Origin of the sequence: Umezawaea sp. NPDC059074 (genome assembly GCF_042738955.1) — a bacterium.
Taxonomy (GTDB): Bacteria; Actinomycetota; Actinomycetes; order Mycobacteriales; family Pseudonocardiaceae; genus Umezawaea.
The window spans coordinates 23,020-41,035 of record NZ_JBHYHC010000083.1 but is presented as its reverse complement, the minus strand read 5'-3'; the positions used below and the strand labels follow the sequence as shown (position 1 = coordinate 41,035).

Below are 18,016 nucleotides of genomic sequence, written 5' to 3'. Positions count from 1 at the left end.
TTGATCGGGCCAAAAGGCAGTGCCCCAAAGCCCTGCCCGATCTCCAATTTTAAGGGGCAAATCCCCCAAATAAAATCGGACACGAACCAACCAGCACTCTCATCTTCGCAGGTCAATAGGCATGTTGCTGGTGGTGGGCGGGTGGCTGATTGACTGCCTGGCCGAGCGTGCGGTGCCGCGTAGCGGCCGATTTTACTTGGGGTTTTTGGCGCTAAACTCAGTCGGGCGGCAAGTTTTGATCCTGCCGTTTTGGCCCGACTAGCGCCAAAAAGAGGGGCCCCAAGTCAAATCGGCCACCAGTGGAACTGTCTGCGTTGGTACAGGCGGAACTGCCTGCGTGCCCGCTAGCGGAACTGCCTGCGTGCCCACTGGCGGAACTGCCTGCGTGGCCACGAGCGGAACTGCCTGCGTACCTGCCGGCGGATCTGCCTGCGTGGCCGCCAGCGGATCTGCCTGCGTGGCCGCCAGCAGGAACCGCCAGCCCGGCCAACCTGCCCAGGAGGAACCCCACCGGCGACGGCTCAGGAGCAGTCCCGAGTGCAGCCCGGAAACCCCCTGCAACCACCGCTTACCCACAGTCACACCCCCGGACCTGTGGCCAAGATCCATGCCGGGTAAGCTCGGCCTAACACTGATTCCTCGGCAGTGGCCCGTTCACCACCCGCATGCCACCCGCACATCGTCTCGGGACCATCTGCCGCGCCCCATTACGTCACCTTGCGTAGTCAAGTTGGGCCCAACCCGTGGTTCAACCGAAGAATCTTAGTGCCTTCGTGTGATTATCAGACCGTTATATAGCCTCATCGGCTACGTGGCGTGGCAGGATTCCAAGGTCGGACAGGGGCGTCCGGCAGAGCTGCCGGGAGGGCATTGAGTGGCGTTGTGGACCGTGCACGGCGATGGTCGGACTACCGACGGTGAAGCCGTGTCAGCGCAGGAGCGGTTGAGCTGGCCGCTCACCATCGGCTTCGGCGCACAACACCTCGTGGCGATGATCAGCGCCACGGCGCTCGTCCCCGCCGTCACGGGTCTGCCGGTCAGCACCACCCTCCTGTTCTCCGGGGTGGGCACGCTCCTGTTCCTGCTGCTCACCCGCAACCGCGTTCCCAGCTACCTCGGTGCGTCCTTCGCGTTCATCGCCCCGCTCGCCGCTTCCCGTGAGGAAGGGGTTGCCGCTCAACTCGGCGGTGTCCTGGCCGTCGGGTTGTTGGTGATCGTCGTGGGGATCGCGGTCAAGGCGCTCGGGGTTCGGCTGATCGACTCCGTCATGCCGCCGGTCGTGACCGGGGCCGTCGTGATCCTCATCGGGCTCAACCTGTCGCACTCGGCGACCGACTCCTTTTCCCAACAACCCCTGCTCGCCGCCGTCACGATGGGGTTCGTCCTGCTCGCCGGGGTGTTGGGCAGGCGGTTGGTCTTCCGGCTCTCCGTCCTGTTCGGCGTGGCGATCGGGTGGGCGCTCGGAGGGGCGTTGGGGCTCATCGCGGCCGAGCGGCTGCAAGCCGTGCGCAACGCCGCGTGGGTGGGGCTTCCGGACTTCCACACGCCGGAGATCCGGCCCTCGGTGACGCTGCTGTTCCTGCCGGTCGTGATCGTGCTGGTCGCGGAGAACGTCGGCCACGTGAAGGCCGTGGCCGCGTTGACCGGTCGTGACCTGGACGGGAGCGTCGGCGACTCGATCATCGCCAACGGCGTCTCCACCCTGCTGGCCGGGCTCGGCGGTGGGTCGGGGACCACGACGTACTCCGAGAACATCGGCGTCATGGCTGTGACCAAGGTCTACTCGACGGCCGCCTACGCGGTGGCCGCGTGCGGGGCCGTGCTGCTGGCGTTCTCGCCGAAGTTCACCGCCGCCATGGCCACGATCCCGCCCGGCGTGCTCGGTGGCGTGACGCTCCTCCTCTACGGCCTGATCGGGCTCATCGGTGTCCGCATCTGGATGGACAACCGGGTCGACCTGACCAACCCGGCCAACGCCATGGTCGGCGGCGCGGCGCTGGTCGCGGGGGTCGGCGACCTCACGATGAAGCTCGGCAGCATGCAGCTCGGCGGCCTCGTGTGGGGGTCGCTGCTGGTCGTGATCCTGCACCCGGTCATGCGCTGGCTGCGGGCCGCGCGGACCTCGCAGCTCGGGCCGTCCTAGCGGGCCAGCGCCTTGTTCACCCGGTGGACCAGGCCCGGACCCTCGTAGATGAACCCGGTGTAGACCTGCACGAGGTCGGCTCCGGCGTCCACCATGCGGCGGGCGTCGTCGCCGTCGAAGATCCCGCCAACGCCGATGATCGGCAGCTTGCCGTCGGTCTCCTTGCTGACGAACCGCACGACCTCGCGCGCCCGTTCGGCCAGCGGTCTGCCGCTGAGCCCGCCCGCCTCGGCCGCGAGCGCCTGGTCGGCCGGGGCCAGCCCGTCCCTGCCCAACGTCGTGTTGGTGGCGATCAAGCCGCTCACCCCGTGCTGCTCGCAGACCTCCAGCAGCTCCACGATGGCGCTGTCCGTCAGGTCCGGCGCGATCTTCACCAGGATCGGCTTGCGCTTCCCGCCGTGCGCCAGCGTGTCCGCCGTGGCCGTCAGCTCGCCCAGCAGCTCCGTCAACGCGCCCTTGTCCTGGAGGCTGCGCAGGCCTGGGGTGTTCGGCGAGCTGATGTTCACCGCGAAGTAGTCGCCGTGCCGGTAGAGGGCCCGCAGGGACGTGCAGTAGTCCTCGACGGCTTCCTCGACGGGCGTCACCTTGGACTTGCCGAGGCTGATCCCCAGCGGGGCCTTCAACGGCCCCAGCCGGTCCAACCGGGCCGACAACGCCTGGGCCCCGGCGTTGTTGAAGCCCATCCGGTTGACGATCGCCTCGCTGGACCTCAGCCGGAACAGCCGCGGCCGGGGGTTGCCTGGCTGCGGGTGCCGGGTGACCGTGCCGACCTCGACGAACCCGAAGCCCATCGCGGCCCACGCGGGCAACGCGCGCCCGTCCTTGTCCATCCCCGCCGCGAGTCCCACCGGGTTCGGGAACCGCACCCCGAACACCGTCCGCTCGTTGCGCGCGCCGGTCGTGAACCGCAGCGCGGGGCTCAGCCGGGACAGGGCGCCGAGGGTGGTCTCGTGGACCCGCTCCGCGTCCCCGCCGTGCAAGCGGAACAACGCCTTGCGGATCACGCGCTTGTAGACCACCGAACAACCTCCTGGAAGTAGACCCAGGTCAGCCTAGTGCGGCCGGTGCCGGGCGCCGGGTGGTGTCCGGCACTCCGCGACCTCGCTCACAGCCACCACGGCCACGGCGGGGCCACGCGCGTCGGCCAGGGGGGAGCGCTCACCGAGGTCCGGTGGGCAGGGAGGAACCAATCAGCATTTCCGCGAGTTGTCATGACCACCTGCACGCGAACGGGGCCCAAAAGGTTCAACGGAAGACGAACATGTGTCACCGCTGGCAGGTCGGGCACCAGTAGGAGATGCGGGCCATGTAGTCGTCGCCCTGGGTCTCCACGGCGATCCGGTCGCCGCACCGGCGGCACGGCTTCCCGGCCCGCTCGAACACCCAGTGCTGGTTCCCGCGACCCCGCTGCCCGGTCGTGCTCTGCTCCGGCGCCCACGCGTTCGCCAGCAGCAGCTTGCGCGACAGCCGCACGGCCTCGCCGGGGTCGATCGACGACACCGGCGCCCACGGCGACGCCCCCAGCAGGAAGCACACCTCGGTCTTGTAGAGGTTCCCCACGCCCGCCATCACCCGCTGGTCGAGCAGCGCGGGCCCCAGCTGCCGGTCCGGGTCGGCGGCGAGCCTGCGGATGGCCTCGTGCAGGTCCCCGTCGGACCAGTCCTCGTCGAGCAGGTCCGGTCCGAGGTGGCCGACGAGCCGGTGCTCCTCGCCGGTCGGCACGAGTTCCATGTCGTGCAGGGCGAACCCGATCGCGATCCGGTTCTCCACCTCGATGATCGCCCGCACCTGGTGCGCGGGCCGCTGCCACTTCTGGCCCGGCCGGTACAGGTGCCACGCGCCGTCCATCCGGAAGTGGCTGTGCAGGCTCAGGTCGCCGGAGAACCGCATCAGCAGGTGCTTGCCCACCGACCGGACCCCGAGCACCGAACGCCCGCTCAGCGCCCCGGAGGGCAGCCGTGGGTGCCGCAGCTCCGCGCGGAGCAGGGCTTTGCCGGCCAGGGCCTCGTCGAGGCGGTGGCCTGCCAGGAAAACCGTGTCACCCTCTGGCACTGCTGTCGAACGCCACCTTCAGGCCGAAGCCGATCAGGACGGACGCGGTCAGGCGTTCCGTCCACTCCTTGACGCGCGGCCTGGTCAGCACGACCGCCGCCCGTCCCGCCAACCACACCACCACGAGCTGCCAGACCTGGCCCAGCCCGACGTGGATACCCACCAGGAGCACGGCCCACGCCGTCGTGCCGCCGTCGACCGGCAGGAACTGGGGGAGCAGGCTCAGGTAGAACACGCCGATCTTGGGGTTGAGCAGGTTCGTGGTGAACCCGGTCCGCAACGCCTGCCGCGGCGTCACGCGCGGCGCGGGCACGTCGTCGGCGACGGTCCGACCGCGCCACGACCTCCACAGCGCCGAGCCGCCCAGCCACAGCAGGTACAGCGCGCCCGCCCAGCGCAGCACGTCGTAGGCGAGCCGCGAGGCGACCAGCAGGGCCGTGAGGCCCGCGACGCTCGCCGCGCCCCACACCACGCAGCCCAGGGTCGTGCCGAAACCGCCGACCACCCCCGCGCGACGACCGCCGCCGAGCACCATGCGCAGCAGCATCATGGTGTCCAGGCCGGGCGTGATCGTGAGCAGCAGGGCGGTGGCGGTGAAGGCGAGCAGGGCGGTCACGCTCACGCGTCGACCGCTTCCTGGATCTCCTCGTCGTCGAAGTCGCGGTGCACGGCCCGCCGCCTGCTGCGGCTGACCCGCAGCACCCGCGCGAGCAGCAGGTTGAACGCCAGCGCCACCTCGCGCGCGCCGGGCGTGCCCCACTCGTGGATCGGCATGCACGCGCCCTGCGCCTGTTGCACGGCCAGCCGGTCGGGCAGCGCCACCGGCATGACCAGCGGGCCGAAGATGTCGCGCAGCTCCTCGATGCGGAACTGGTGCTCGTGCGAGCGCGGCCGGACCCGGTTCACCACGACGCCGAGCGGTTGCAGGTCGGCGTTGTTCTCCCGCTCGTTCTGCACGGCCTCGAACGCGCGTTGCACGCCGGCGACGGCGAACATGGTCGGCTCGGTGATCAGCAGCGCGCGGTCGGCGGCGACCAGCGCGGAGCGGGTCAGCTGGCCGAGCGAGGGCGGGCAGTCCAGCAGCACGAGCTGGTACGGGTAGTCGTCGTCGCGGTCCTTGATCAGCGTCAGGGCCTCGCGGAGCCTGCCCAGCCGGGTCTGGCCGGGGTCGGGGTGGTTCAGCGACTCCGCGTCCTCGGAGCCGGACAGCACGTCGACGCCCTCGCCCCACGTGCTCGGCGCGATGGCTCTCTCCAGCACCTCGAGCGTCGGTTCTCGCAGGACGTCGTAGATGGACGCCTCGGTCTCGGCGGGTTCCAGGGTGGAGGTGGCGTTGCACTGGGGGTCCAGATCGATCACCAGCGTCCGCACACCGCGGCGGAGCGCGGCCGAGGCGAGACCGAGCGCCACCGTCGTCTTGCCCACGCCACCCTTGAGGCTCAGCACTGCGACCGTATGCACGGGGTGCAGCCTACGGTCTTTACCAGATCAGGTCCGAACATCGGTCGGCCCCCGCCGGTCGGCGCGCGCTGTCGGTACCACGCTCTACGCTCTACGACCATGCGACCGGACGCTGTGCACAGGGTGCTCGACGCCGAGCTGATCGCCGCGCGGGAGCGCCGGGGCGGGGAACCGCCCAGGGTGCTCGACGTCGGCGGCGGCACGGGGGTGTGGGCCGTGCCCCTCGCCGCGGCGGGCTGCTCCGTCACGGTCATCGAGCCGAGCCCGAACGCGCTGGCGACGCTGCACCGCCGGGCCCGCGAGGCCGGGGTGGCCGATCGCATCACCGCGATCCAGGGCGACACCGAGGCGCTCGGCGACCTGGCCCCCGAGGGCGAGGCCGACCTGGTGCTCGGCCACGGGCTGCTGGAGATCGTCGACGACGCGCAGGCCGCGGCGTCCGCGCTGGCCACGGCCGCCGCGCCGGGCGGGGCGGTGTCCGTGCTGGTGGCGAACCGGTTCGCGGCCGTGCTGCACCGGGCGATCGCGGGCAGGCTGGTCGACGCCCGCCGCCTCCTCGACGACGCCGCTGGCCAGCTGGCGGGCACGAACGACCCGCTGCTGCGCCGGTTCGACCTGGACGGCCTGGAGGCCCTGATCATCGCGACCGGGCTGAAGGTGGAGCTGCTCCAGGGGTACGGCGTGGTGTCCGACCTCGTGCCCGGATCCGTGCTGGAGTCGAGTCCGGGAGCCGCCGAGGCGCTCGCGGAGCTGGAGCTGGCGGCCGCGACGAGATCGCCGCTGCGCGACGTCGCCGCACGTCTGCACGTCCTCGCCCGTCGCCCGGCGTGACGAAGATTTTCTTTCGTAAATCTTGTGAGGAAAGTGTTATTCAGCGACATTGGAACCAGTGAAGGCCGCAGACGTGTCGACGTAGGGATCGGTGGATGGGTTTTGTCGAGGGCCCTCGGGAGCCGGACGACCCGGTTTTAGGGGAACTCTCCAGCCACGACGTCGACCACTACTTCCGGTCGGGCGTGGACGAAGCGCACCGCGTCCGGGTCGACATGCTGCTGCACCAGCACTTCCGCGAACGCGGACTCGCCGACGGGGTTTCCAAGATGGTCCTGAACCAGCTGCTGGGCTACGGGCTGGAGTACGTCAAGGGCCTGGTGCGCTCCGGGGGGATCTTCGCCAGCTCGCGCCGCCAGGGCCGGGGCGTGAGGCAGCAGGTCGTCCCGCCGCACGACGTGGAGGACCTGTCGAGCGAGGTCGTCTGGGACGGGTTCGAGATGTTCCGCGACCGCGGGCTGCTCGGCGGCAACTGGTCGCCGTTCAACGGCCTGTCCCTCAAGCAGTACTACGCGAACGCCTGCGTCCTGACCTTCCCGAACACCTACCGCAGGTGGCAGCGGGGCAGGCAGGACTGGGTGGACGTGGAACTGCTGGACGCCTGGTCCACCGTGGACCAGCTGCACGGGGACCGCTCGGCCGAGGACACCGTGGTGACGCAGGCGGTGCTGGATTCACTGTTCAAGCACATCGGGCACAGCGACAGCTCGTTGCTGGCGCTCGTGCGCGGCGGGTACAGCCCCGCGGAGATCGGAGAGCTGATGCGGCTCAAGCCCCACACCGTGGAGGTCCGCATCTCGCGGGCGCGCGCGGTGGCCCGCAGGTACCTGAGCCGGGAAGGGGGCCTGTGATGTCGTCCTCACTGGACGTCGCCTCCGAGCGGCACCGCAGGATCGTCGACGGCGAGGGCACGGTCGACGGGTCCTCGCTGGGCGAGGTGGGCGCGGCGAGCCTCGCGAAGCGCGCGCACGGCAGCAAGCTCGACGAGCTGGTCGCCCGCGCGGCGACCGTGAAGATCGTCCCCCCGGTCGAGCCGTCGATCGGCGTGCTGTCGTCCCGGCCGGACGACCTGGCCGCCGAGGTGGCGTTGGCGATCGGCGGGGACCGCGCGGCCGTGGAGCGCTTGCTCGGCGCGATCCGCCCGCTCGTGGTCCGGTACTGCCGGGCCCGCATCGGCCGTCAGGAGCGCTCGTTCGCGTCCGCGGACGACGTGGCGCAGGAGGTCTGCCTCGGCGTGCTGACGGCGCTGCCGTCCTACCGGGACCAAGGGCGGCCGTTCCTGGCATTCGTCTACGGCATCGCGGCGCACAAGGTCGCGGACGCGCACCGGGCGTCCGCCCGCAACCGCTCCGAGCCCGTCCCGGACGTGCCGGACGGTCCCGAGACCGAGGCCGGTCCCGAGCAGCGGGCCATGCGCGGCGAGCTGTCCCGCGAGATGGCGAGCCTGCTCAAGGTGCTGCCGGACAAGCAGCGGGAGATCCTGCTGCTGAGGATCGTCGTGGGCCTGTCCGCGGAGGAGACCGCGGACGCCGTCGGCTCCACGCCCGGCGCCGTGCGGGTGGCGCAGCACCGGGCCCTGTCACGCCTGCGCAAGGTGCTCAGCCCCGAGGACGTCCAAGACCGCGAGTGACCTGCCATTACCGCACTAGTGCGGTTAATAACCGTGTAATCGATGATTTCGGTTAAACCGCGAAAACGTTCTCGTGTGGACACCGATCAGTTTCGATACTCCGGCGGTCCGGTAAATCGCCATATGTATTTCCTATGGGTCTGATTTGCTTAAGAAAATGTGGTGAGTCTCGTCTTGTTTGGTGACATGTCTATGAGTGAACGTGGAAATGTCACCGACGTAGGGATGGGCCGATGAGTGGTCTTCCGGGGAAGTCCTGGGAGGCGAAGGCCTGTGCGGCGCCATCCGCAGGCGTCCGTGCAGGCAGACCGATCGGTCGACGATCCGCAGGGGATGAATTGGTGAGTGATGCAGTGCTCGCGTGTTTCCCGGTGTTCCGCAACGCCGGTCCGCCGAAATGCGGCGAAACCGCGGTGAACAGCACGCACGCTGGAGACGTGCGCATTTCCAGGGCTGGTGTGTTCGCTCGTGCGCGCAAGAACAACAAAGGGGGCCTGTGATGGCGGGTAGTGGAAACGCTGTTATCGGGGATCGTCCGTCCCGCAACGACCTCCGCCTCGACTCGGTCGTGTCCCGCGCCCCGGAGGCCGCGGCCGGTCATCAACCGGAACCCCGCACCGACGACATCGCCGCGGACGTCGTGGCGGCGATGAGGGGCGACAAGGCCGCGGTCGCCGCGCTGCTGCGCGTGGTCCGCCCGATGGCCGTCCGGTACTGCCGGGCCCGCATCGGCAGCCAGGAGCGCTCGTTCGCCTCGGCGGACGACGTGGCCCAGGAGGTCTGCCTCGCGGTCCTGAAGTCCCTGCCGTCCTACCGGGACCAGGGGCGGCCGTTCCTGGCGTTCGTGTACGGGATCGCGGCGCACAAGGTCGCGGACGCGCACCGGGCGTCGTCGCGCAACCGCTCCGAGCCCATGGCGGACGTGCCGGACCTCCCGGAGACGGACGCGGGCCCGGAGCAGCAGGTCCTGCGCGGGGAGCTGTCGCGCGAGATGGTGGAGCTGCTGAAGGTCCTGCCGGAGAAGCAGCGGGAGATCCTGCTGCTGCGCGTCGTGGTCGGCCTGTCCGCCGAGGAGACCGCCACCGCGCTCGGCTCGACCCCCGGAGCCGTCCGCGTGGCACAGCACCGAGCCCTGACCAAGCTCCGCAAGACGATGACCCCGGACCGGATGCGGTGAGCGGTGCGGGTCGGTTCTACGACGACCTGGCCCCCACCTACGACCTGATCTTCGGCGACTGGGACGCGAGCATCACCCGGCAGGCGGCGGCGTTGGCCCCGCTGCTCCCGCCGGGCTCGCGGGTCCTGGACTGCGCGTGCGGCATCGGCACGCAAGCGCTTGGCCTGGCCGCGCTCGGCCACCCCGTCGTCGGCTCCGACCTCAGCCCGGTCGCCGTGGCGCGCGCCGCCCGTGAAGCCGCGGCGCGGTCCGTGGCGCTGCCGGTGGTGGTCGCGGACATGCGGGCGCTGCCGTTCGCCTCCGGGGCGTTCGACGTCGTGCTGGCGGCCGACAACGCCGTGCCGCACCTGCTGACCGCCGCCGACGTGACGGCGGCGGCGCGGGAGATGCGGCGGGTGCTGCGGCCCGGCGGGCGGCTCGTGCTGACCACCCGCGACTACGACGTCCTGCGCCGCGACCGGCCCCTGTCCACGCCGCCGCAGCGCAACGCGGGCGGGACCGTGACGTTCCAGCTGTGGACGTGGAACAACGAGGGCACCCACTACGACTTGGAGCACTTCCAGCTCGAACCGCGCGGCGACGGGTGGGCCACGACCGTCCGCCGGACGACCTACTGGGCGATCACCCGCGCCGAACTGGGCGGCCTGCTCGCCGACGCCGGGTTCACCGACGTGAGCTGGCCGGACACCGCGTTCTTCCAGCCCGTCCTCAGTGCTGCCACCGGGTGACGGCGACGACCTCCTCCGGCGTCGAGTCGGCGAACAGGGCGACCTCGCCCCGCCGGACGTCCACGATCGTCGCCACCAGTTCGCGCCCCAGGGCGTCGTTCAACGCCTGGTCGTGCTCCAGCGCGTCCGCCGCCTCGGTCAACGACGACGGCAGCCGCGGCACGCCCGCGAGGCCGGCCGGGTCTACGTCGAGGGGCGCGGGCAGCTCGGACCCGCCCGCCAGCCCGGCGGCGATCGTCGCGGCGACCACCAGGTACGGGTTCGCGGACAGGTCGAACGACTTGATCTCCAGGTTCGCGTTCGCACCGCTGACCAGTCGCAACGCCGTCTCGCGGTTCTCCAGGCCCCACGCGGCGAACGGCGCGGCCCAGTGCGACGGCACCAGCCGCAGGTAGCTCGCGACCGACGGCGAGCCGATCGCGGTCAGCGCGGGCAGGTGCTCCAGGACGCCCGCGGTGAACGCCGCCGCCTCCGGGGTCAGCCCGAGCGGCCCGTCGCCGCGGGTGAACAGGTTCCGGCCGTCCCGCCACAGGCTCAGGTGCAGGTGGCCGCCGTTGCCGACCCCGGTCGTGGTGACCTTCGGCGAGAACGACGCCCGCAACCCGTGCCGGGCCGTCACGGCGCGGATCGTCTCGCGCGTCAGCACCGCCGTGTCGGCCGCGGCGACCGGGTCCTCCGCGGCCGTGGACACCTCGAACTGGCTCGTCGCGTACTCCGGGTGGAACTGGAGCACCCGCACGCCCTGCGTGCCCAGCGCCCGGATCACGTCGGCGCAGTAGTCCGACAGCTCGACCTGCCGCGCGTGGCTGTAACCGGGGCCGGTCGCGGCGGGTACGAAGTCGTCCGTGCCGCCCCGGCCGACGGCCCACTCGATCTCGAACCCGGCCTGCGCGGCGAGCCCGGCGTCGGCCAGCCGCTCGACCATCCGCTTCGCCGCCAACCGCTGGTCCAACGCGTACGGGCGGCCGTCCTGGTGGTGCCGGTCGGCGGGCGCCCACGCCCAGCCGGGCTGCGCGGCCAACGCGGTCAGCCGCTGTGGGTCGGCGTGCAGCCGCAGGTCGCCGACCGGGCCGCCGACGAACCGGCCGTCGATGATCGTGTCCTGGAGCAGGAACACGTCGAACACCGGCGAGGCGCCCACGGGCGTGCCCAGTCCGGCGAGCGGCACCGACTTGACCCTGGTGACGCCGCTGTTGTCGACCCAGGTGACAGCCACGGCCACGACGCCGAGTTCTGCGAGATGCGCGGTCTCCATGCCGCACATGCTGCTACAACGGGAGGATGCTGCCCTTCGTAGCGGACCTGAGGCTGGTCGACCACCACTGCCACGGCGTGCTGCGCGCCGACGTGGACCGCACGGGTTTCGAGGAGGTGCTGACCGAGGCCGACCAGGTCAGCCCGCTGGGCACGACCCTGTTCGACTCCTCGATCGGGCTGGCCGTGCGCCGGTGGTGCGCGCCGGTGCTCGACCTGGACCCGCACGCCTCCGCCGAGGACTACCTGGCGCGGCGGCGGTCGTTGGGCGCGGCGGAGGTGAACCGGGCGTTCCTGGCGGCCGCCGACGTGGACACCTACCTGGTCGACGGCGGCCTGTCGCCGGAGCTGCTGCTGGACTACCGGGAGTTGGCGGCGGTGACCGGGGCCCGGTCGTTCGAGGTCGTGCGGCTGGAGCGGCTGGCCGAGGAGGTCGTCACGGAGGGGTGCACGGCCGCCGGGTTCGCCTCCGAGGTCCGGGCGCGGTTGGCGGCGTCGACGGCGGTGGGCGCGAAGTCGATCGCCGCGTACCGGGTGGGGCTGGCCCTGCGGCCGGAGCGGCCGTCGGACGCGGAGGTCGCCGAGGCGGCCGGGCGGTGGCTCGCGCGGGGAGGCCGGTGCGCTGACGAGGTGCTGACGCGGTTCCTGGTGTGGGCGGCGCTCGACCGGCGGCTGCCCGTCCAGTTCCACGTCGGCTACGGCGACTCCGACGCCGACCTGCACCGGTGCGACCCGCTGCTGCTGACCGACTTCCTGCGCGCCACGGCCGGGCTCGGCGTGCCCGTGATGCTGCTGCACAACTACCCGTTCCACCGGAACGCCGGCTACCTCGCGCAGGTGTTCCCGCACGTGTTCGTCGACCTCGGCCTCACCACGCACAACGTCGGCCACCAGGCCGGTCGGGTGCTGGCGGAGGCGTTGGAGATCGTGCCGTTCGGGAAGTTCCTGTTCTCCAGCGACGCCTACGGCCTGGCCGAGCTGTACCACCTGGGCGTCCTGCTGTTCCGGCGCGCGCTGTCGGACTTCCTGGCGTCGGCGATGGCGTCCGGGGACCTGGTGGAGGCGGACGCCGTGCGGATCGCTCACCTGATCGGGTACGAGAACGCGCGCCGGGCCTACCGTTTGGACTAGAGTCTCGAACGGACGTTCGACCGAGGTGGGGTGGAGTGTGGGGCGCAGCGCGAACCTGCCGCGCGGCTTGGTCGACCGCTTCATCGCGCGCGACGGCCGGTGGCCGGACGACACCGGCTGCCCGATGCTGCACGTGGACATGGACGCCTTCTACGCCGCCGTGGAGATCCGCGAGCAGCCGGAGCTGCGGCACAAGCCGGTCATCGTGGGCGGCACCGGCAACCGGGGCGTCGTCTCGTCGGCGAACTACATCGCCCGCGAGTTCGGTGTCCGCTCCGCGATGCCCACGGCGCACGCGCGTCGGCTCGCGCCGCACGCCGTGTTCCTGCCGCCCAGCTTCGGGCTGTACCAGGAGACCTCGCGCGGCGTGATGGCGATCTTCCGCGACATCTCGCCACTGGTCGAGCCGCTGAGCCTGGACGAGGCGTTCATCGACGTCAGCGGGTCCCTGCGGCGGATGGGGATGACGTCGGGGGCCATCGCCGCGCTGATCAGGACGCAGGTGCAGGAGGCGTACGGCATCACCTGCTCGGTCGGCGTCGCCCCGACCAAGTTCCTCGCCAAGCTCGCGTCCGGCATGTGCAAGCCGGACGGGTTCATGGTCGTGCCCAGGACGTCGGTGCTGGAGTTCCTGCACCCGCTGCCCGTGTCCGCGCTGTGGGGCGTGGGCAAGAAGACCGCCGAGCAGCTGGACCGGGTCGGCCTGGAAACCGTCGGAGCCATCGCCGCCACCCCGTTGCCCAGGCTCCGCAAACTCCTCGGCGTGGCGCTCGCCGAACACCTCCACGCCCTCGCGCAGGGCCACGACGACCGGGCCGTCGTGCCGGAGTCGAAGGAGAAGTCCATCGGCGCGGAGGAAACGTTCGAGGTAGACCACTTCGACCGCGCCCTGCTCAAACGCGAACTCCTCAGACTCGCCGAACGCTCCGCCAGCCAACTCCGCGCCAAAGGCCTCCGCGGCCGCACGGTGTCGATCAAGGTCCGCTACTCCGACTTCTCCACCATCACCCGCTCCAGAACCCTCCAGGTCCCGACCGACCTCACCCACGAGGTCTACGCCACCGCGTGCACCCTGCTGGACGACCACGTGCCGGACGGCGCGGTCCGCCTCATCGGCGTCCGCCTCGAACAACTGGTGGAAGGCGAAACCGGCGAACAACTGATGTTCGACGCCCCCGAACGAGGCTGGCGCGAAGCAGAACAGGCAGCAGACCAGGCCAGATCCAAATTCGGCCTGACCGCAATCGGCCCAGCCTCCCTACTGGGCACCCAACCCCGCCGCTCAGGCACCACAGAACCCAAACCCGACCGCCCAACCTGACCACTGCGCGCCCCGTCGTCCGCAGACCACCACCCGATCAGGTGCATCCCCAACCCTCGGCCACCTTGAGCCTCAAAACTGTCGGACCTCCTCACTAGCGTTGATCTCGGGGGGCCACCCAGGCCGCCCCCTAGGCGTCGTGGCCCAGCTCCACCCGAGATCCGCTCCGAACACTCGACCCAGCTCGCCCGGCCCCGCGCCCGGCCCCGTGTTTGGTTGACACGTCCGGCCACCTCTGACCGCCTCAGCCGCAACCCACTTCGGACCGCCGCCGAACACCCTTGACCGCACTGGTCCGACTACCTTCGCTGCCCGCTGCCCGCTGCCCGATCAGATGCATCCCCCCAGCCTCGGCCACACCGGGCCCCGAAAATGTCGGACCCCTTCGCTAGCGTTGATCTCGGGTCCACCAAGCCGCCCTAGACGTCGTAGCCCAACTTGGTCCTGAAACCCGTTGCGGCACCTGCTCCCGCGCCACCCACCGCGCCCGGCCCGTGGAACCCCGTCCGGCCTTCGGAACCCCACCCCGGCCGCCGGACCCGACCGAAGCCCCGAACCCCGCCGTTCGGCCGAAAAACCGTCGAAAGCCGAACCGCTGATCGGGTGTCGCACGCCCGAGAACCGACCACGCGCGTCGGCGTCGGTGCACGCTGGTGGGATGGAATCCGAGGTGGCGAGGTTCTGGGGGTTGCTCGACCCCGTCGGGCACGCCCTGCTCGACGCCGTCGGCACCGTGCGCGAGTACGAGCCCGGCGCTGTCGTCTGCCACGAGGGTGAGCCGTCGCAGCACGTGCTGATCGTCCGGCGTGGGCTGATGCGGGTCACGGCCACCTCGCCCAGCGGGCACGAGATGGTGCTCGCGATTCGCGGGCCGGGGGACATCGTGGGGGAGCGGTCGGCCGTGGACGGTCTGCCGCGGTCCGCCAGCGTGCGCGTGCTCGGCGCGGCGTCGGCGTTGGTCATCGCGCCCGCCCGCTTCACCGAGTTGTGCCGCCGCCAGCCGCACATCGCGTGGGCGGTGCTGGTGGTCGTGGTGTCGCGGCAGCGGGACGCCGACCGGCAGCGCATCCAGTTCAGCGGCACGTCCACCCAGCGGGTCGCGGCGGTGCTCCTGGACGTGGTGCTGCACCGCGGCGTCGGCTCGGCGGGGGCCGTCGCGTTGAGCCAGGAGGAGTTGGCGAGCGCCGCGGGCACGTCCCGCGAGTCCCTCGTGCGGGTGCTGCGGTCGTTGCGCCAGCAGGGCATCGTGCGCACCGGCCGGAAGCGCATCGACATCCTCGCCCCGGACCGCCTCTACGAGCTGGTGGAGTGACCTCGCGTTCTGCGGCATCTGACGCGGAAGCACCCCGGATTCGGGCCTACAACTAGGTGGTCACCGAATCCAGGGGGTCTTCCGAGATGAACCGCCAGCAGATCGAACGCCTCACCACCACCATCCTGTTCTCCGTCCTGCAACTGGGCGCGACCGTCGTCCTGCTCGTGCTGCTCAACGCTTCCGGTCTCCTCGCCGCGGCCGCCGCCATCGTCATGGCTGGCAGCCTGGTCGCCGTCCACGACGCGTGGCGCGACCTCCGCAAAACCGCGAAGCCCGCCCTGGTGCAGGAACCGGATCTCGTCAACTCGTAACCCCTGAGTTGTCCACAGGCACGGGGGTTGTCCACAGATCGGCCGGACCCGGTAGACCGAGGGGTGGGTCCGGCCGACTCTGTACCCATGCACACGACGAACCGAACCCTGATCGACCTGGACGCCCTGTCGGCCCTGTTCCGCCACGGCGTCGCGACCATGTCCGAGCTCCTCCACCTGGGCATCTCGTCAGCCCTGCTGCGCCTGCGCTGCCGTCGAGGCGGCCCGTGGCAGCACCTCCTACCAGGCATCCTGCTCCTCAGCGGCTCCCCACCGACCCGCGCTCAACGCGTCCAGGCCGCCCTGCGCTTCGTGGGCCCGAACACCGTCCTCACCGGCCTGGACGCCCTGCACCTCCACGGCATCCGCACCGTCCCGGCCACCGGCCCGGTCCACGTCCTGGTGCCGCACCGCCGCGCGATCGACGCGCCACCGGGGATCCGCGTGACCCGCACCCGCGGCCTCCCCGATCCCGTGCTGCGCAACGACTTCCTCACCGCCCCACCGTCCAGGGCGGCCCTGGACGCCGCCCGCCACCTCCCGCCGGCGGCACAACGCGCGATCTTGGCGGAAACCATCCGCGCGGGCACCGACCCGACCACCTTGAACCCGCGCGGCAGCCCCACCCTCCAAGCCACCCTGGCCACCCTGCCCCCAGGCCCGATCGAGGCCATCACCAAGGCAGGCCTCCCCACACCCAGGTGGCACATCCCCCTGCGCACCCCGGAAGGCCGAATACTCGGCACGGCGGACGCCTGGTGGAACACCATCGGCCTGGCCTGGCTCTTCCGCACCACCACCCGCGCGGAACACCTGTCAGCGGCAGGCGTGGTCGTAGTGCGCACCACCCCACACCACACCCCGGAGGAAACAGCCGCCCACCTACGCCGAGCCGCGACCTACGCCACCAACCGCCCCCGCCCAGCCGTGATCCCAGGCTGACCACCCCACCTCGGCCGGCGATCCCGGCCACCACCGACCTTCGGCGGTGACCATCGGCCCTGGCTGGTGATCGCGCCTATTGATCTGGTGGCCATCGGCGGGGCTGGTGATCACCGATCATGGCCTGCGGCCACAGATGCCGGTCGGTGGTCAGCAACGTTGGCCAGTGGTCACCGACATGGGCTGGCGATCGCCGATCTTGACCGTTGGCCACGGACTCCGGCTGGTGGTCACCGATGTTGACCGATGGCCCCAGACCTGGGTTGGTGACTGCGGACTTTGACCGGTGGTCACCGACGTGCGCTGTCGATCACCAACTTTGACCAGTGGTCACGTGCTTTGGCGGGCGATCACCGACGTTGACCGGTGGTCACCCACCTAGCCTGGTGGCCACAGCTGTTGGCCAGCGGTCACCCTCCTTGGCTGGTGGCCACTGATCGTGGCGACTCCTGCCCACCTGGGATCCGCCCTGTCCCTGTCGGTGCTTGTCGTGGCCAGGGTCGGTCCGCCTCGGTCGGCACCTGGTTGGCCTTCCTCTCGATCCCACCGCTGTCCCACTTCGCCCCAGGCCAACCGGCTTCACTCCACAGGGAGGTCAATTTCGTCGACGCGCGCTGTCATCCGCTCTCGTACTGCCGCGCTTTCAGGATGATCGACAGGGCCCCACAGCGACCGGCTCGAACAGCGGCCGGTCTGCCGGTGGCCGGGGACCCCTCCCACCCCGGCCGCCGGAGGTCGTGACTCGATTTCGCCGCGGGGCCATCGAGTCGACCTTCGGTCGAGGGGCTTGGGACGGCTGTGGTTCACCGGGCGAGGGGAGGCTCGCGTGATCTTCGAGGGGGCTCCGGGGGGTGGGAATTGCCCCCCTGTGCCCGCGCGGCCGGGTGTTCGGGGCAGGAACGTGGTGGAGCGCGATCAAAATTTCTGAAGAACTTGTCCGGGTTACGCCATCGGGGTGACCGATCGGTGCTCGGGCGGTAGCCGGGGTCGATCGGTGGGATTCGGGGTGCGCACCGAGCTGGACCTGCACAAATGCGGTTATGGGTGGTTCCGCTGTGCGTCGCCCGCGTCACCTCACGGAGGTCTGACCGTTGACCCGTGAGGATGATGGTGACAGAACCAACCGCTTGAGACCCCGGACTGGGTAGTCGGCGGGCTCTGCGGATCGTATCCTGGGGGATGACGCCCCCAGTGGGGGCGTCCGCCGGGACCGGCGGCAACCGTGAACACCCGGCGCCCGCGACCGCTGTGCCGGAGGAGGATCCATGCCACTCTCCGAGCACGAGCAGCGACTGCTCGACCAGATCGAGCGCGCGCTCTACGCCGAGGACCCGAAGTTCGCTTCTACCGTGCGTGGCGCCAAGCTGCGCAAGCCGTCTCGACGACGTCGCTTCCAGGGCATCGCTTTGTTCGCCGTGGGTGTGGCGCTGCTCGTCACGGGCGTGATGTTGCCGAAGCTCGCTGGTATCCCGGTGGTGAGCGTGGTCGGCTTCTTGTTGATGTTCTTCGGCGTGTTGCTCACCCTGACGACACTTCGTCGCGGTGACCAAGGTGCCGAGGAGCCGGATCAGGAAGGCAGCCGGCCCAGCCGCAGCCGCAGCTCGTTCTCACAAAAGATGGAAGAACGTTTCCGTCGCCGCTTCGAGGACGAGTAGAACTCCGAACCGAAGAACCACACCGCGCGCCCGCCCCACCAGGGGCGGGCCGCGGTGTCTTCGCG

18 protein-coding genes are annotated in these 18,016 nt (G+C 70.6%); 13 read left to right on the top strand and 5 right to left on the bottom strand.

Annotation, left to right across the window (positions count from 1 at the left end; translation table 11 throughout):
- The first annotated feature begins 925 nt into the window (after positions 1-925).
- Positions 926-2,143: a uracil-xanthine permease family protein gene (locus ACFWW9_RS30540; protein ID WP_390385032.1), complete on the top strand. Its 1,218-nt coding sequence runs from the start codon at positions 926-928 to the stop codon at positions 2,141-2,143.
- Here ACFWW9_RS30540 and ACFWW9_RS30535 read toward each other — a convergent pair.
- The 4 genes from ACFWW9_RS30535 to ACFWW9_RS30520 form a co-directional block, all read right to left on the bottom strand.
- Positions 2,140-3,162, bottom strand: coding sequence for a quinone-dependent dihydroorotate dehydrogenase (locus ACFWW9_RS30535; RefSeq protein ID WP_390385030.1), 1,023 nt, complete (start codon positions 3,160-3,162; stop codon positions 2,140-2,142). The genes ACFWW9_RS30540 and ACFWW9_RS30535 overlap by 4 nt on opposite strands.
- Before the next feature lie 247 nt (positions 3,163-3,409).
- Positions 3,410-4,195 (bottom strand): DNA-formamidopyrimidine glycosylase family protein, encoded by a 786-nt coding sequence (locus ACFWW9_RS30530; protein ID WP_390385028.1) that lies wholly within the window; start codon positions 4,193-4,195, stop codon positions 3,410-3,412.
- Positions 4,182-4,817: a LysE family translocator gene (locus tag ACFWW9_RS30525; protein ID WP_390385026.1), complete on the bottom strand. Its 636-nt coding sequence runs from the start codon at positions 4,815-4,817 to the stop codon at positions 4,182-4,184. The genes ACFWW9_RS30530 and ACFWW9_RS30525 overlap by 14 nt, the downstream gene beginning before the upstream one ends.
- On the bottom strand, positions 4,814-5,656 hold the full coding sequence (locus ACFWW9_RS30520) for a ParA family protein (protein ID WP_390385024.1): 843 nt from the start codon (positions 5,654-5,656) through the stop codon (positions 4,814-4,816). Before ACFWW9_RS30520 ends, ACFWW9_RS30525 begins: the two co-directional genes overlap by 4 nt.
- Positions 5,657-5,755: 99 nt before the next feature.
- On the opposite strand from ACFWW9_RS30520, the gene ACFWW9_RS30515 reads away from it, so the two are divergent.
- From ACFWW9_RS30515 to ACFWW9_RS30490, 6 genes are all read left to right on the top strand, one after another.
- The gene (locus ACFWW9_RS30515) at positions 5,756-6,487 is read left to right on the top strand and encodes a class I SAM-dependent methyltransferase (protein WP_390385021.1); all 732 of its coding nucleotides are present in this window, start codon (positions 5,756-5,758) and stop codon (positions 6,485-6,487) included.
- A 95-nt stretch (positions 6,488-6,582) separates the two neighbouring features.
- Positions 6,583-7,338, top strand: a complete 756-nt coding sequence (locus tag ACFWW9_RS30510) for an RNA polymerase sigma factor (RefSeq protein ID WP_390385019.1) — start codon at positions 6,583-6,585, stop codon at positions 7,336-7,338.
- 197 nt (positions 7,339-7,535) lie between these two features.
- Complete coding sequence (locus tag ACFWW9_RS30505) at positions 7,536-8,117, top strand: sigma-70 family RNA polymerase sigma factor (protein ID WP_390385041.1); 582 nt, start codon at positions 7,536-7,538, stop codon at positions 8,115-8,117.
- 341 nt (positions 8,118-8,458) lie between these two features.
- Positions 8,459-8,617, top strand: coding sequence for a hypothetical protein (locus ACFWW9_RS30500; protein ID WP_390385017.1), 159 nt, complete (start codon positions 8,459-8,461; stop codon positions 8,615-8,617).
- A 149-nt stretch (positions 8,618-8,766) separates the two neighbouring features.
- On the top strand, positions 8,767-9,294 hold the full coding sequence (locus tag ACFWW9_RS30495) for a sigma-70 family RNA polymerase sigma factor (protein ID WP_390385038.1): 528 nt from the start codon (positions 8,767-8,769) through the stop codon (positions 9,292-9,294).
- Positions 9,291-10,022 carry a methyltransferase domain-containing protein gene (locus ACFWW9_RS30490; RefSeq protein WP_390385015.1) on the top strand — a complete coding sequence of 244 codons (732 nt, stop codon included), beginning with the start codon at positions 9,291-9,293 and terminating at the stop codon, positions 10,020-10,022. Before ACFWW9_RS30495 ends, ACFWW9_RS30490 begins: the two co-directional genes overlap by 4 nt.
- Here ACFWW9_RS30490 and ACFWW9_RS30485 read toward each other — a convergent pair.
- A complete protein-coding gene (locus ACFWW9_RS30485) occupies positions 10,003-11,277 on the bottom strand; it encodes a glutamine synthetase family protein (RefSeq protein WP_390385013.1) in 1,275 nt (424 codons plus the stop codon). The genes ACFWW9_RS30490 and ACFWW9_RS30485 overlap by 20 nt on opposite strands.
- 26 nt (positions 11,278-11,303) lie before the next feature.
- Here ACFWW9_RS30485 and ACFWW9_RS30480 point away from each other — a divergent pair, with 26 nt between their 5' ends.
- From ACFWW9_RS30480 to ACFWW9_RS30455, 6 genes are all read left to right on the top strand, one after another.
- Complete coding sequence (locus tag ACFWW9_RS30480) at positions 11,304-12,407, top strand: amidohydrolase family protein (RefSeq protein WP_390385011.1); 1,104 nt, start codon at positions 11,304-11,306, stop codon at positions 12,405-12,407.
- A 37-nt stretch (positions 12,408-12,444) separates the two neighbouring features.
- On the top strand, positions 12,445-13,728 hold the full coding sequence (locus tag ACFWW9_RS30475; RefSeq protein WP_390385009.1) for a DNA polymerase IV: 1,284 nt from the start codon (positions 12,445-12,447) through the stop codon (positions 13,726-13,728).
- Positions 13,729-14,386: 658 nt separating this feature from the next.
- A complete protein-coding gene (locus tag ACFWW9_RS30470) occupies positions 14,387-15,040 on the top strand; it encodes a Crp/Fnr family transcriptional regulator (RefSeq protein ID WP_390385007.1) in 654 nt (217 codons plus the stop codon).
- 86 nt (positions 15,041-15,126) lie between these two features.
- Complete coding sequence (locus ACFWW9_RS30465; protein WP_390385005.1) at positions 15,127-15,354, top strand: hypothetical protein; 228 nt, start codon at positions 15,127-15,129, stop codon at positions 15,352-15,354.
- 87 nt (positions 15,355-15,441) lie between these two features.
- Positions 15,442-16,296, top strand: coding sequence for a hypothetical protein (locus ACFWW9_RS30460; RefSeq protein WP_390385003.1), 855 nt, complete (start codon positions 15,442-15,444; stop codon positions 16,294-16,296).
- Between the two features lie 1,265 nt (positions 16,297-17,561).
- Positions 17,562-17,951: a DUF3040 domain-containing protein gene (locus tag ACFWW9_RS30455; RefSeq protein WP_390385001.1), complete on the top strand. Its 390-nt coding sequence runs from the start codon at positions 17,562-17,564 to the stop codon at positions 17,949-17,951.
- Positions 17,952-18,016 lie beyond the last annotated feature (65 nt).